This is a genomic window from Pyrinomonas sp., from assembly GCF_040289685.1.
Classification (GTDB): Bacteria; Acidobacteriota; Blastocatellia; order Pyrinomonadales; family Pyrinomonadaceae; genus Pyrinomonas.
In genome coordinates, this window is sequence record NZ_PSLQ01000074.1 from 1 (window position 1) to 14844 (window position 14844).

General features: G+C 60.0%; 11 protein-coding genes. 9 read left to right on the forward strand and 2 right to left on the reverse strand.

Translation table 11 applies throughout. The features are described 5' to 3' along the window. Positions 1–176: helix-turn-helix domain-containing protein (locus C4334_RS12955; RefSeq protein WP_352432518.1), on the reverse strand; the 176-nt coding region annotated here is incomplete at its 3' end. 167 nt (positions 177–343) lie between these two features. Here C4334_RS12955 and C4334_RS12960 point away from each other — a divergent pair. The 7 genes from C4334_RS12960 (at position 344) to C4334_RS12990 (ending at position 10877) form a co-directional block, all read left to right on the forward strand. Further along, entirely contained in the window at positions 344–1039 is a 696-nt protein-coding gene (locus tag C4334_RS12960; RefSeq protein WP_352432509.1) for a response regulator, read from the forward strand. Positions 1040–1178: 139 nt separating this feature from the next. After that, a complete protein-coding gene (locus C4334_RS12965) occupies positions 1179–2594 on the forward strand; it encodes a heavy metal sensor histidine kinase (protein ID WP_352432510.1) in 1416 nt (471 codons plus the stop codon). 270 nt (positions 2595–2864) lie between these two features. Next, a complete protein-coding gene (locus C4334_RS12970) occupies positions 2865–3224 on the forward strand; it encodes a PepSY domain-containing protein (RefSeq protein ID WP_352432511.1) in 360 nt (119 codons plus the stop codon). A gap of 117 nt (positions 3225–3341) precedes the next feature. Next, positions 3342–4727: a TolC family protein gene (locus tag C4334_RS12975; RefSeq protein WP_352432512.1), complete on the forward strand. Its 1386-nt coding sequence runs from the start codon at positions 3342–3344 to the stop codon at positions 4725–4727. Positions 4728–4880: 153 nt separating this feature from the next. Further along, on the forward strand, positions 4881–6140 hold the full coding sequence (locus C4334_RS12980; protein WP_352432513.1) for an efflux RND transporter periplasmic adaptor subunit: 1260 nt from the start codon (positions 4881–4883) through the stop codon (positions 6138–6140). A gap of 169 nt (positions 6141–6309) precedes the next feature. Then, positions 6310–9402 carry an efflux RND transporter permease subunit gene (locus tag C4334_RS12985; RefSeq protein ID WP_352432514.1) on the forward strand — a complete coding sequence of 1031 codons (3093 nt, stop codon included), beginning with the start codon at positions 6310–6312 and terminating at the stop codon, positions 9400–9402. Positions 9403–9659: 257 nt separating this feature from the next. After that, positions 9660–10877, forward strand: a complete 1218-nt coding sequence (locus C4334_RS12990; RefSeq protein ID WP_352432515.1) for an MFS transporter — start codon at positions 9660–9662, stop codon at positions 10875–10877. Between the two features lie 335 nt (positions 10878–11212). Here C4334_RS12990 and C4334_RS12995 read toward each other — a convergent pair whose 3' ends face one another. Continuing rightward, a complete protein-coding gene (locus tag C4334_RS12995; protein ID WP_352432516.1) occupies positions 11213–12439 on the reverse strand; it encodes a serine hydrolase domain-containing protein in 1227 nt (408 codons plus the stop codon). Between the two features lie 823 nt (positions 12440–13262). Here C4334_RS12995 and C4334_RS13000 point away from each other — a divergent pair. Continuing rightward, positions 13263–13757 carry a VIT1/CCC1 transporter family protein gene (locus C4334_RS13000; RefSeq protein ID WP_352432519.1) on the forward strand — a complete coding sequence of 165 codons (495 nt, stop codon included), beginning with the start codon at positions 13263–13265 and terminating at the stop codon, positions 13755–13757. Positions 13758–14140: 383 nt separating this feature from the next. After that, a partial coding sequence (locus tag C4334_RS13005; protein ID WP_352432517.1) for a hypothetical protein occupies positions 14141–14844 on the forward strand: 704 nt, incomplete at its 3' end.

Consider the following 14844-nt stretch of genomic DNA (forward strand, 5'->3'; position numbering starts at 1 on the left):
AGGATGCGGTTGAGGTTTTTGCGAGAAATGTTCACCTTTCCGGTCTCCTCGTACTCTTTCCGGAGGTGCCAGAGGAGGCCGTTGTAGACTTTGGTGGCGCAGTACATGGCGTTCCGGAGGAGGGCTTCCGTCTCGGGATCAGGGTGGATCTGTGCCTTGAGCGTCAGGAGTGGCATCGGCTCTTCAGTATTGTATTATATGCGAGGGGGTGCGGTGTATCCCCTCAATGAATTGAGGGGGATTACAGCCCCCTCGCGCTCCCCCGTTTTTCTAAAATTCCAAACGGGATCGAATCGCCATAGGGCGGTCGCGCGATGCAGAGCCTTTCGTTGTGGGTTGCAGCATGAGGATTTTGCTCGTCGAGGATGATCCGCACATGGTGCGCTTCGTCGCGCGGGGGCTGCGCGAGCGGGCCTATGCTGTTGATGTCGCCTTTGATGGGGAGGACGCGCTGTACAAAGCGACGGTCAGCGATTACGATCTCATCATCCTCGACGTCATGTTGCCCCGCAGGGACGGCTTTGAAATCTGTCGCGCGCTTCGCGAGGGTGGAGCGCACGTCCCAATCCTGATGTTGACCGCACGCGATGCGGTGGAAGATCGGGTGCGCGGGTTGGACCTTGGCGCTGATGACTATCTAATCAAACCTTTTGCGTTCTCGGAATTGATCGCGCGGCTACGCGCTCTTTTGCGCCGCAACGCTCAATTGCTCCCGGCCGTCATTCGCGTCGCCGATCTTGAACTAGATACCCGTGGACAGCAAGCAAGCCGCGGTGGCAGACGCCTCGAACTGACAACCAAAGAATATGCCTTGCTCGAATACTTGGCGCGCAATGTCGGGCGCGTTGTCGGTCGTGCTGAGATCGCCGAGCACGTGTGGGACGAAACTTTCGATCCCTTCTCCAATCTGATCGAGGTCTACATCAATCGCTTGCGACGCAAAGTCGATGAACCCTTCGCCTCGGCTTTGATCCACACCCGCCGCGGCTCCGGTTACGTTCTGCGCGCCGAATTGCCGACCGGGGCGGAAAGCGAATAAGGGGCGGGCGACATTGAGGATCGGCTGATCGCGCTCATCGTTCAATCGAGCGGCCTTTCGATCCCGTGCCGTCCCGTCGCTTTCATAGGGATCTTCGGTAAGGGAGGCCGCGGCGCGCGTCGCCGTGAGCGAATCGAAGATGATCGGAATTCACGCTTCGCTGCGATTGCGTCTAGCGCTTTGGTATACGGGAGCGCTTGTCCTCGTGCTGGTCGCTTTCGGCGCGCTCGCCTTTTTGATCTTCGTCCGCTCGCTCGATGCGCAGATCGACCGCTTGTTGGTCGCTTCAACCAACGCGCTTGTGCAGGCATTTGCCGCCGAGCAAGAAGAGATGACTGCGGAGACCAACGCCGACGAAGAGGTGGCGCGCGAAGCGCGCGATTTTCAGTTTCAAGATATCTTGTTCGTCATCTACGATCAGAACGGACGACTCGTTTTCGCTCCCGAAAGATTATCCGCACGACTGAAGAGCAACGGCACCACCGGCAGGTGGCCATCAGATGATGAGCCCTACGGCATGGTTTATCTCGATGACGGGTGGTGGCGCACCTACCGACAAGTGGCGACTTTTCGCGGAGCGCGTTACAGGATCGTGGCGCTCCATTCTTTGCACAACCGCCAAAGGGTGCTCGGGCGACTCGCCATGGCCTTCGGCGTCGCGGTTCCCGTGGCGTCGCTCTTGGCTGGATTGAGCGCACTCGTGATCGCGCATCGCGCCCTCGCTCCCGTAGCCGAGATGAGCGCACAAGCGGCGCGCATTGGCGCCACCAACTTAAATGAACGGTTGCCCGTGGCGAACGAACGCGACGAACTCGGACGGTTGGCGATGGTGATCAACGATCTGCTCGCTCGCTTGGAAACCTCCTTCGAGCAACAGCGCCGCTTCATGGCCGACGCCTCGCACGAGCTGCGGACGCCGACCGCAGTTATCTGCGGTGAAGCCGAAGTCGCGCTATCGCGCCAAGCGCGCACGCCGGACGATTTGCGCGACTCGCTGCGCATCGTGCAGGTCGAGGGGCGACGGATGTCGCGCATCATTGAGGACCTGCTTCTGTTAGCGCGCGCCGACGCTGGGCAGTGCCCGCTGGTGATCAGCGACTTCTACTTGGACGAAGCGATCGCCGAAACGGCGCATGCATTCCGCGTCTTAGCTGCGCAACGGGCCATTGACTTGTGCTTCGAGGCCAACGATGAACTCCCTTTTCGCGGTGACCAAGGCTTGATTCAACGGATGGCGGCAAACCTGCTCGACAACGCGATCAAATACGCTCCGCCGCGAAGCGTGGTCTACGTTCGGTGCGCGCGCTGCGGCGACGCCTACACCGTCGCGTTCAGCGATGCCGGTCCCGGCATCGCACCGGAAGATCAACCGCACATCTTCGAGCGCTTTTGGCGAGCCGACAAAGCGCGTTCGCGCGCACAAAGCGGCGCTGGCCTCGGACTGGCGATTGCGCGCTGGATCGCCGAAGTTCACGGCGGGCGATTGGAACTGGCTCGTTCCGATGTTCAGGGAAGCACCTTTGTCGCTACGCTTCCATCTCGCTTTCTCGCGTAAAGCGCCGGCAGCCGTCTCACCATGAGATTTCACCCGAAGGGCTCCGCGCCTTGCGCCAGTGCGAAAAGCGATGGCTCTGGCCAAATCCTCCGTCAACCATCCGCGGCGTCCGTGCCATGCTGGACCGCCCATTCGCATACGCGCCAGCGTGATCGACCGTTAGCGGCGGAGCGGTCGGAAAATCCCGCGCTCCGCGTCGGCGAATTTATCTTGCGTTTATCTTCGTCGTGCTACCTTCGCTCCATCTTGATCGACAAGGAGCGTAAGAGGATGCGACGGATACTCGTCTTGAGCTTCACGCTGATTGCGGTTGCGTTGGGCGCGGTCCATGGCGCAGCGCAAAGAAGGGGGCACAGCGCCAAATTGATCTCGCGACAACGCGCCGAGTCGATTGCCAGAAAGCAAGCGTCGGGGCAAGTGCTCAGTCGCGAGCTTGAGCGTGAGCACGGAAAGCTCGTTTATTCTTTCGACATTCGCAACGGGCAGGGGACGATCACCGAAGTGCTCGTCGATGCGCGCACCGGGCGCGTGATCAGCGTTAAAGAGGAGAGCGCGCAACAGGAGGCGCAGGAGAAGGCCAAAGAGCAGTCAACCCGGCGGCGCCGCGGCGAGACGACTAAACGACGCTGAACGCATCAACCCGGTCGGCGTTGATGAATCGAGTGGTGTCGTGGCGAGACAGCCAGACGCCGCTGGGGCGGTCCATCTGCGCCGACAACTTTCGTCGCCGCAAACTTGCGATAAACAATGGCGAACGGCGCTACGTTTCGGTCTAGGCGCGTTGGCTTTCAGCTCGGTCATCGGGCGGCGGTCCTCGCTTTGGCGCTCATCGCGATCGGCAGCGCCGTAGCGCAAACGGGTGCGGACCGCGACGGCGATCGAAAGAGCGAGCTGCGCACTTCGACGCAGCTAGGCGATCGATTGTCGCTTGAAGAAGCGATCGCCCTCGCGCTGCGGCAGGTCTCTGCTTTTCGGCAAGCCGAGTTAAACGAAAGGATCGCCGCGGAAGATCTCAAGCAGTCGCGCTTGAACTTCTTGCCGCGTCTGCAGGCCGCGCCGACCGCGATCTACACCTCGCCGCTCATTGGACAAAACAACGCCGGACCGAGTTTCATCGCCGCAAACGCCATCACTGAATACCAGTTGCTCTTTGCAGCGAGTGGCGAGATAGACCTCTCCGGTCGCCTACGCGCCAATCTTCGGCGCAGTAGCGCGTTGCTGTTGGCAGCTCGTGCCGCCAGCAGCGCGGCCCGGCGCGAACTGATCTTCGTCACGACGCAAGCCTATTACCAGCTAGCTTTGACAACGGCGCGGCGGCTTGCTGCCGAACGCAATCTAGCGGCGGCGGAAGAGTTCGAACGGGTCACGCGACTTCTGCTCAATGGCGGCGAAGTCGCGCCCGTTGATCTCTCTCGCGCACAGGTGCAGGTGGCGGCGCGACGCGATGAACTCGATCGCGCTCGGACCGATGAAACGGTTGCAGCCAACTTCTTACGCACGCTCATCGGTTATGAGATAACGCGACCGATCGCCGTCGATGATCTTCTGTCCGCAGCGCCGCGAGAAGGCGAGGTCGAACTTTACGTTTCGGAGGCGATTCAACAAAGGCCGGAGCTGGCGCAGATTGAAGCCGAAAGGAGCGCCGCGCTCGAAGAGGCCAGACTCGCTCGCGCCGAGCGCCGTCCGCAGATCACTTATTCCTTGGGCGGTGGCAGCGACTCTGGTTCGCTCTTCAACGTGGGTCGAAACGCTGGCTTGACGGCGACGGTCGGCCTAGCGATCCCGATCTTCGATTGGGGCATAAGTCGCAGCCGCGAACGTCAAGCGTTGGTTCGCGCGCAGGTGGCCGATTCCGCGCTCGTGCTCGCCCGCCGTCGCTTCGCCCAAGAATTCAACGACGCGCGCACACAGGCGCTCGCCGCCCTGCGGCGGTTCCGCACGATTGGCGAAAGCGTCAAAGCGGCGGAGAACAATCTGCGAACCTCCATCGCGCGTTATCGCGCTGGCGAAGCCAGCATCATCGAGGTGACCGATGCGCAGACGACGCTCGTTACGCAGCAGGCGGCGCTCTACCAAGCGATATACGATTATCAAGTCGCGCGCGCGCGGCTGAAACAGGCAACCGGGAAGTGAAAGGAAGTGACCGAAGAGCGAAGCGAAATCACGTCCGAACAGCCGAATCATAAGCGCCCTGGTGAGTCGGAGACGAGCGCTTCACGCGGATCGAACGCTGAAGATGAATCGGGCGACGATTCGGTGAACGTACCGCTGGCCAGGTCGAAAGCGATGCGGAAGCGATTCGCGCTGGCTGCGACCATCGTCTTTTTCGTCTTCGTCATCGCATATCTCAGCGTGCGACGAGGTGCGGAGGAGGATCAACCGGTCAACCAAATCGTCAGCGTCCGCGTCGCGCGCGCCGAACGCAAGACGCTCGCGGCGGAAGTCGCGGCGCTCGGGACTATTTCAGCGCGCGTGCAAGCGGTGGTGAGCGCGCGCACGAGCGGCCAGATCAAACGGATGCGTCTGCTGAAAAACGCTTTCATCCGTCAAGGCGATGTGATCGCCGTGCTCGACGTGCGCGATCTCTTGGCGCAGCGGGCCGAAGCCGCTGCCGCGCTCGAAGAGGCTCGATTGAACCTGCGCAATTTAAGCGTCGGGTCGATTCCGCAAGCCGACCTGCAGACGGAACGCGAGCTGCGTGATGCGCGCGCCGAACTGCAGAACGCTCGGGCGCTTTACGAGCGGCGGCGCGTTCTCTACGAGCAGGGCGGCATCGCGCTGAAGGACGTGGAAGCGGCCCAGCTTGCGCTCACCACGGCGGAGAACCGCTTGCGCGTAGCCGAGCGAACGGCTGAGCTGCGCGCGCGCGCGATCAACCCGACGGATCGCGCCGCCGCTCAAGCGCGCGTCAAACAGGCTGAAGAACGCCTCGCCTCGCTAGATGCGCAGATCAGTTACGCGACCGTGCGCGCGCCGATTTCCGGCATCGTCACCGATCAGTACCAGTTTCAGGGCGAATACGCCTCGCCCGGATCGCGCCTTGTCGCCATCGCCGATGTCTCATCGGTGATTGTGAAGGCCCAGTTCCCCGATACGGTCGCCGATGAATTGGGAGCGGGCGACGTCGCGACCGTTCAACCGTTGGACCTTCCCGGAGAGACTTTATCTGGACCGGTGTCGCTCGTCAGTCGTTCGAGCGATCCAAACAGTAGGACCGTCGAAGTGTGGGTCACGCTGCGCAACGACGGCGGAAGGTTGCGAATCGGAAGCGCCGCGCGCGTCACCGTCACGGCGCAAAGAGCAAACGATGCAGTGGTCGTCCCGCTCTCGGCGATCACTTTCACGACCGGCAGTTTCGATCAAGGTACGGTGATGATCGTTGATCAGCAACAGATCGCGCACGAGATCAAGGTGACGGTCGGCATTCGCACCTCCTCCCTTGCCGAGATCAAATCGGGATTGCAAGGCGGCGAACTGATCGTCGTCGAAGGCAACTACGCTTTGCCCGATGGGACGAAGGTCAAAATCGAGAAGGATGAGACTTAAAGCGCGTCGCGCGAAAAATGCGCTGCCCCGAAGAGACCTTTGAAAACGGCGACTCAGAAAACTTGTAGATCGCAGCTTGCGAGGTATGTGGGGAGTCGTGTGAACTGAGGCTCAAATTGCACGAGCTCAAGCGCAACGGGGTTCAACTTCGATTCGAATGACTCTCGCTGTGACATCTTTCATCGTCAAACAAGAACGCGCAATTTTGGTTCTCGTACTCCTGCTGTGCGCCGCCGGATTGCTGGCCGCGTGGCGTCTGCCATCAGCATTATTCCCACAGACCGATTTCCCGCGCATCATCATCCTCCTCGATAACGGCGTCGTTCCTGCGCAGCAAATGCTCGTTTCAGTCACGCGCCCGGTTGAAGAGGCGATGAAGGGCGTGCCCGGCATCGTGCGCATCAAATCGGCGACGGGGCGCGGCTCGTGCGAGATCAACCTCTTCTTCGCATGGAACACGGATATGGTCCAAGCGTTGCAACTCGTGCAGGCGCGGTTATCGCAACTGTTAACGACTTTGCCGCCGACCGTTTCGGTCCGCCGCGTTGAGCGATTGACCTTCGCCGTCTTCCCCATCATGGGCTACAGTTTGACTTCGACGGAGCGCGATCCGGCTTTGTTGCGCGATCTGGCGGTCTACACGCTCAAGCCGCAGCTTGCGCGTTTGCCCGGCGTTGCCGATGTCAACATCGTCGGCGGCGATGTGCGCGAGTACCACATCGTTCTCGATCCAGAACGCTTGAACGCGCGTGGCCTGACGCCGCAACAAGCGGTCGAGGCGGTCAAGCGTTCTTCGCTCCTCGCCTCGCCAGGTTTAGTCGAAGAGAACCATCAGCTTCAACTCGTGCTCGTCAGCGGTCAACCTTTGACGCCCGACCAAATCGGTTCGATCATCATCGCCAACACGAACAATGCTCCGATCACCGTTGCCGACGTCGCTGATGTGCGGTCGAGCGCTGAGCCGAAATACAGCATCGTCACAGCCGATGGTCAGCCAGCCGTTCTGCTCAATATCCTACGTCAACCGGACGCGAACATCGTCGCCGTCGCCGACGGCGTGAAGGCCGAACTTGAGAAGGCACGTGCGCAACTTCCCGAAGACGTGAAGATCGCTCCCTTCTACGATCAGTCGCTGCTCGTGCGCGACGCGATGAAATCCGTGCGCGATGCGATCATTTTGGGTTTGATGCTCTCCGCGCTCGTCATCTACGGCTTTTTGCGCGACTGGAGGGCGACGCTGATCGCTGCTGTGGTTATCCCCGTCACCGTCCTCGTCGCTTTTCTGGCGATGTACTTGGTCGGACTATCGTTCGATCTGATGACGTTGGGCGGAGTCGCCGCGGCCATCGGTCTCGTCATCGACGACGCGATCGTCGTCGTCGAGAACATCGACGCGCACCTTGCACGCGGACAAACGAAAAGCGAGGCGATCGAGCGAGCGCTCTCCGAAATCTCCGTGCCGATCGCGGGTTCGACCATCACTCCGGTGGTCGTCTTTCTGCCGCTTTCGCTGCTCGGCGGGGTGACGGGAGTCTTCTTCCGTTCGCTCGCGCTGACGATGGCCGTCGCGCTCCTGACTTCGCTCGCGCTCGCGCTCTCTTTGACTCCGGTGCTCGCGCGCATCCTTATCCGTTCGCAAGCCGGGGAGGGCGCGCATGTAGATCGTCCATCGAAGCGTGCATCCAACCGCCTGGATGGGGAGCCAGCGAGCGATGGGCGTCTGTGGCGAGCCGTGCTCGGGGTTTACGAGCGGTTGCTGAACTGGGCGCTTGCGCGCCGGTTCACGGTTGCACTCCTTTCTCTCGTCATCATCTTGGGCGCGCTTCTTCTTTATCGGTCAATCGGTTCGGAGTTCCTCCCGGAATTCGACGAGAGCGCCTTCGTCCTCGATTACGTCGCTCCGCCGGGGACTTCGCTTGCCGAGACCGACCGCATGCTGCGCCACGTCGAAAAGATGCTTCGCGATACGCCCGAAGTTGAAAGCTACTCGCGACGCACCGGGCTGCAACTCGGATTAGCTATCACCGAACCGAACACGGGCGATTTTCTCGTCAAACTCAAGCCCGACCACGCTCGTTCAACGAGCGAAGTCATAGACGATCTGCGACAACGGATCGAACAGAGCGAACCGGCGCTGCGCGTCGAGTTCGTCGGCATCCTCTCGGACCTGATCGGCGATCTGACCAGCTCGCCAGCGCCCATCGAGATCAGGCTCTTCGGCGAAGATGCGACCGTGTTGCACCAAACCGCGCGCCGGATCGAAGAAGCGATCAAGAGCGTTCCCGGCATCGTTGATACGTTCAACGGGATCGTCATCAGCGGTCCAGCGATCACTTTTCGCATCGATCCGGCAAGAGCGGCAAAACTGGGCGTTGACGCGACGCAGATCGCCAATGCGATCTCCGTCGCGATGAGCGGCGAGGTCGCGACGGTCGTCCTGCAGCGAGACCGTTTGCTTCCGGTGCGCGTCATCCTTCCCGAGACGGCGCGCCACTCGCTCGACTTTTTGCGCAACTTGCTTGTTAGATCAAACTCAACGGGCACGCCTTTTCGGCTCGATCAAGTGGCCGATGTTGAATACGACCTAGGACAAGCAGAAATAGCGCGCGATGGGCTGCGGCAATCAGTCGCCGTAACGGCGCGACTCTCAGGAACTGATCTCGGCACGGCCATTGCACGCATCAAGGAAAGGCTGGCTAAAGAGGTCATCCTGCCGCCCGGCGTGAGCATGGAATTCGGCGGATTGTATCGTGAACAGCAGGCGAGCTTCCACGAACTGCTGATCACGCTCGCGCTCGCTACTTCGCTCGTCTTCCTCGTCCTGCTCATCGAATTCCGTTCTTTCGTCCATCCGACGGCGATCGTCGCCGGAGCCTTGCTCGCATTGAGCGGCGCGCTCGCGGCCCTCTTTCTGACCAAGATGACGCTGAACGTCGTCAGCCTGATGGGCATCATCATGGTGGTCGGCATCGTCGCCAAAAACGGCATCCTTCTGCTCGACGCAACGGATGAACGGCGCGCGCAGGGAGACTCGTTGAAAGATTCCTTGCTGTACGCTGGACGTCGCCGCCTTCGCCCGGTTTTGATGACGAGTCTGGCGGCGATGCTCGGGCTTCTTCCGCTCGCAGCTGGCATCGGCGCTGGCACGAGCCTCTTGCAACCTTTGGCCATCGCCGTAATGGGCGGACTCGCCATCGGCTTCTTCTTCTCGTTGGTGGTTACGCCGACCGTGTACGCAGCCTTCGAAGAGGAAAGAGATTGAAGCCCAAGATACAATTGCTATCGCGCGCGATCTCGCCGATGCCGTGCGTCCGACGTAATCTGCGCATCACGTTTCAATGCGCGTTTCAAGCTTTCGATGCCCTGCTCCCCGCGATCTTCTTTGCGAGCGGGGCGTTGGCCGCACGAAGCGAGCGACATTCGCCGTTGGCTCGCGCCCAAATCGAACGCGAAAGCGGTGAATTGCTGACGCGCGCCCGACTTGAAGGCGAAAGCTGTCACTCATAGAATGCATGGGCGATGAACGGTGAAGTGGATCAAGATCTTGCTGCTTCGAGCGTTGCCGAACGAAACGCCACGGCAAAGAAGTCGGCGATCAAATTCATCCTCCTATTGGGCGTCGTCAGTCTCTTCGCCGATGCGACCTATGAGGGTGCGCGCAGCATCGCTGGTCCCTATCTGAGCCTGCTTGGCGCGAGCGCGACGGTCGTCGGCTTCGTCGCCGGCTTCGGCGAGGTCGCTGGCTACGGCCTGCGTTTTCTTTCGGGTTATTTGAGCGACCGTTTACATCGCTACTGGACGATCACCTTCATCGGTTACGCGATCAACCTGCTGGCCGTGCCCGCGCTCGCCTTGACGCACAATTGGCATGCGGCGGCGGCGTTGCTCATCATGGAAAGGGTTGGGCGCGCCATTCGCACGCCCGCGCGCGACGCGATGCTTTCGCATGCCGCCAGCGAGACGGGGCGCGGTTGGGGATTCGGCGTGCACGAAGCGATGGACCAGATCGGCGCCACCTTCGGCCCGTTGGTCGTCGCACTCGCGCTCTATCTTGGGAACGATTACAGATTCAGTTTCCTTCTTCTGCTCGCGCCCGCGCTCCTATCGCTCGCCACGTTGGCGGTGGCTCGCGCGCTCTACCCGCGCCCGCAGGACCTCGAATCCGTGAGCGTGAGGCTCGAGACCAAAGGGTTCGATCGTCGCTTCTGGATCTACCTGCTCGCTTTCGCTCTGGTCGCCATTGGATACGCTGACTTTTCGCTCATCGCTTATCACCTCGGGCGCGCAAAAGTCGCTTCAGCCGGTTCGATCCCGTTGCTCTATGCCGTCGCTATGGGCATCGACGCGCTGGCTGCGCTGGCGCTCGGTAGGTTGTTCGATCGGATAGGTTTTCCAGTGCTCGTTGCCAGCGTGCTTCTCGCCGCACTGTTCGCGCCCTTGGCCTTCTACGGCGGCTTCGGTTGGGCAGCGGTGGGCGTCGGGATGTGGGGATTGGGTATGGGGGCGCAAGAATCACTGATGCGCGCGGCGATCGCCGACATGGTTCCGCCCGCTAGACGCGGTTCAGCTTACGGCGTCTTCGATGCTGGTTACGGATTCGCGTGGTTCGCAGGCAGTCTGTTGCTCGGTTACCTCTATGATCGTTCGATCTTTCTGCTGGTGGTCATTTCGGTCATCGCTCAACTGCTCGCCATCCCGCTGATCATCATCGCTTTGGGCGGTCGCAAAAGCGGATGAACCCTCCGCGCGATCATCAGATGGACGCATGAACTCGCTAACGGCAGCGAAGATCTTTCTTGAGCCTTCCTCTCGATGATCGAGAGACAGCCCTAGCATGGTAGCTAGAAGCGCTCGAAGACGCATGGGGATTTGGAAGCGCTCTCTTACCGAGCGGCTAGTTGCTCGAGCGGATCATGCACACGCAGCGCAAGAAGCGCCCTTTCACAGTTTTCCTCAGCAAAGTAGCTGGGAGCCGCCCCAAGGTCTATTCCCAGAACATCCCCTTGAGAGTCTCAAGCCAGCGCGGTCAAGCACAGCGCTCCTCGCTGAAGCGGCAGTCAGCGTTTCGTTCGCTACTTGTTCATCGCCTTGTTCTGAAACAACAGGCTGAGAAATTCCGCGTCCGAAAAACCACGGCCCAAGCCTCCCATGCGAACTATAACCAACTTCAAAGATGGGATCACGTACAATCGCTGCTTCCCAGCCCCACATGCGGCCACCAAATCGCCAGGTAACCAGTTCGCGTTCGCAATCTCTCCCCACTCTCGCGCCAAGATGGGAATCCTCCGGAGGTGTGCAGTCGTCACCTCTTTTTTCAGCCACCACGTCAGGCCGTAGGCCGGGTTCTGCGGCGTCCCCCGAAAACACTCGGCCAGCAAATCCGCCCTCACGATCTGTTTGCCGTTCCATTGTCCACCTCGACGGATGAACTCTCCGAACTTGGCCCAGTCCATCGCCGTCATGAACGCTCCACCGCCAACTTGCGGGTGCCCATCAGCACAGCGGAAGCGCCACTCGACCTCGATGCCGAGCGGGTCCAAAATGCGACGCTTCAAATACGCTTCGAAAGATTCCCGCCCCAGTTTCCGTTCCAAAGCGTAAGCGAAAGCGTTCAGTTGGTAATGTCCGTACTCGAATTGTTCTCCGGGTTGCCCGGTCATGGGTTTGGCGATGATCTCCTTCCAAGATGGAGCTTGAATCGCACTGCCGCGTTCACCGGGCAGCAGACCGCTGGTCAACGTCAAAAGCTGGCGGTAGGTGATCTTCGCCTTTTTCGGGTCCGTCTTCCATTCAGCGATGCTTTCGCTCGCCGGATCGTCAAGTCGCAAGAGGCCATCTTGCACCGCCGCAACTGCGGCCACGCCGACAAAGCTCTTGCTGCCGCTGGCAAGCATTTGCAAACGGTTCGGCGCACCGCCGTTGTCGTAGCGCTCGAACACCACTTTGCCGTCGAACATGACGATCAGCGCCTGCCCATTGTGGGCTTTGCTGTAATCAGCAGCCGCGCTCATTGCGGACTGGCTAGGTGGAGCGGCTTTGGTTCCATGATCCGAGGCCGGAGCAAGGCGCGTGGTTGGGAGCGCTCCCAGTTCCGCGATGCCTTGGGCCGCGAGCGTTGTAACTGACAAGCGATCACAGCACTTGCCGACGCCGCCGAAGTCCTCAACGGTGATCGGGGATGAGGTCGCAACGCCTGTCAGACCTCGAGGCAAACTGATTGGATAAAGGATCTGGCCGTTCGCCACAAAGCCATCAGCGCAAATAACCGAACACAGGATGAACGCGAGCGATTTGAACATTCACCTTAGTCTCCATGCGTGAGAATCAACGGTCCAAATCGCCTAGACGAGGACGCAGCTTGAAAAGCCGAAAAATATTTTCACACAAGATCGGCGAACCGACGCTCTTCCCGCCACGCAGCGCTCGAAGTGCAAAAAGAACACAGCCCGCTACCCCTGACAAAAGGTTGGTGCGCTCATCGTGCGCGGCTCGGAATGCTGAAGAGATGGTGTTCCTGACGTATTGCGCAAAAGTAATACGAAGTCGCGGGTGGTCCAATGAAGAGCATCGCTTGATGACCCCACAGCGTTGCGCTTTGAGTGCAAATCAACACCGCGCGCAGCGTAACTCGGAATGCCGAAGAGAAAGCCTTTCCACGCGCGATGTGCCAACCGCATGAATGCATTACGCTTCTTCCCCTCAGATCTTGCCATACATCTCGTCAATCGAAACACACGGGATGAACGCATCCCCCACCCGTAGATCCTACGGGAAGTTCACGGCTTTCAAATCAAGAGGGGAGAGGCTCTATGGCGTGTTGTAACTAAAGCGCAGGCGGAGGTGAACAGCTCCCTCGGCGCTCTAAACGCTCTTCAAGCGCCTTCTGCAAAACGATGGTCGGATGCCTTGGGGGCACAGCCGTGTCCTTTCTGCCGGGTGGAAAGCGTCGTTGAACCGAAGCGTAAGGATAAGTTCTGCGCTCCGCTTGCAAGCGCTCCGGAAGACGGCACCGCACTTGGGCCGGTGAGAGGCCGAAAATGAAATCGAATTTCTATGTCTAAGTTATTGAAAGTAAAGAACTTATCTTGACAAGCCGAAGCCCTCTTGCTAGTCTCTCCGGTGATGCGCAATGAGATCTACGACACAGACTTCGTCTTGCAGAAGGTGCAGCCCTCGTTGCTTGGCTTGATGGACGGGTCGGTATCGACGTTGGCTCCGCTGTTTGCCGCCGCCGAGCTTACCGCCGATGCACACAAAGCTTTCTTCGTCGGGCTGGCAGCATCCGTGGGGGCTGGCATCAGCATGGGGCTGGCCGAAGCGCTCTCCGACGATGGGCGCGTCACGGGGCGCGGGCGGCCCGTCGTGCGCGGCACGATCACTGGGCTGGCGACGGTGCTGGGCGGAATGTTGCACACGTTGCCGTTCCTAATCGGCGACATTCACGTGGCGCTCTATCTTGCTTATGCAGTGGTGGTCATCGAATTGATTGCGATCGCCTACCTCCGATTCCGCTACATGGGAACGCCGCTGGCGAAAACGATTGTGCAGGTGATCGTTGGCGGTGGGATCGTCTTCGCCGTTGGCTTGTGGCTCGGTACAGTTGGGGGCGGCTTTTAATAAAACGAAGCTTTTTCTAATAAAACGAAGCTCTTTCAGCGGGCGATTTTTCACCGTAGTTTGCGTCTGGACGATGGTTTTCGACCAAGAGCGAAGCGCTCTCGCACATCCGAATCGATCAGGCGAAAGCGACGACAGGTTTAGGGTGAAAGGGCGAGGTGCGCGGGAGCGCTGAGAGCCGCTCAAGCGCGGGCGAGTTTCATCGCAGATACGGTTGGAGCTTTGCGCGGGAAATTTGGCAAGCAGAGCGTGAACTTTGCTGGGCCAGCTTCGGGCATTGGTTCTCGTTTCGTTGATGAGAAGTCCGGTTCGGCGTCGCGGACGACGAGAAGCGCGCGGTGGAATCTCGCTCATCGGAGCGTCGGATGACGGAATGATCGGCGATGAAAACGGGATTACTCAAGATGATCGGCGATGAAAAAAAGATGGTCTCATGCTTTCGGGCGCTTCACGGGCTGCAAGCCGAAGGCGCTAGGCGTCAGGGGTGCAGACGCGGAGCGATTTTGGTCTTACCGCTATTGCTGTGCGTCGCTTCAGCGGCACGCGGGCAGGACAACTACGAGATACAGGTTTATGGCTCGGAGACGGTGGCTCCGGGCGAGACCATGATCGAGTTGCATTCAAATTTCACCGTGCGAGGTTCGACGAGCGTCGATCAATACGGCGTGCTACCGACCGAGCACGCTTGGCATGAAACGATCGAGATCACGCACGGCTTTTCGTCGTGGTTTGAGACCGGTTTCTACCTCTTCACCAGCGCGCGCTCGGGCAGCGGTTGGCACTACGTTGGGAGCCACATCAGGCCCCGCGTGCGTGCGCCGACGCGCTGGAGATGGCCTGTTGGGGCGAGTCTATCCGCGGAGTTCGGTTTTCAACGGCGCCGGTACGCCGCCAACACATGGACGGTCGAGCTGCGTCCGATCATCGACAAGCAACTTGGCCGTTGGTATCTATCGTTCAACCCGACTTTGGAGAAGGCGTTACGTGGTCCGGACGCCAAGCGCGGATGGGAGTTTTCGCCCAACGCCAAAGTCGATTACGGTGTGACGCGAGAGGTCGCCGTCGCCGTCGCGCACTTGCACGCTCA

Excerpts from the sequence above, each read along its gene's own strand:
- C4334_RS12960 (WP_352432509.1), top strand. The coding sequence starts at position 344 with ATGAGGATTTTGCTCGTCGAGGATGATCCGCACATGGTGCGCTTCGTC.
- C4334_RS12965 (WP_352432510.1), top strand. The coding sequence starts at position 1,179 with ATGATCGGAATTCACGCTTCGCTGCGATTGCGTCTAGCGCTTTGGTAT.
- C4334_RS12970 (WP_352432511.1), top strand. The coding sequence starts at position 2,865 with ATGCGACGGATACTCGTCTTGAGCTTCACGCTGATTGCGGTTGCGTTG.
- C4334_RS12975 (WP_352432512.1), top strand. The coding sequence starts at position 3,342 with ATGGCGAACGGCGCTACGTTTCGGTCTAGGCGCGTTGGCTTTCAGCTC.
- C4334_RS12980 (WP_352432513.1), top strand. The coding sequence starts at position 4,881 with ATGCGGAAGCGATTCGCGCTGGCTGCGACCATCGTCTTTTTCGTCTTC.
- C4334_RS12990 (WP_352432515.1), top strand. The coding sequence starts at position 9,660 with ATGAACGGTGAAGTGGATCAAGATCTTGCTGCTTCGAGCGTTGCCGAA.
- C4334_RS12995 (WP_352432516.1), bottom strand. The coding sequence starts at position 12,439 with ATGTTCAAATCGCTCGCGTTCATCCTGTGTTCGGTTATTTGCGCTGAT.
- C4334_RS13000 (WP_352432519.1), top strand. The coding sequence starts at position 13,263 with ATGCGCAATGAGATCTACGACACAGACTTCGTCTTGCAGAAGGTGCAG.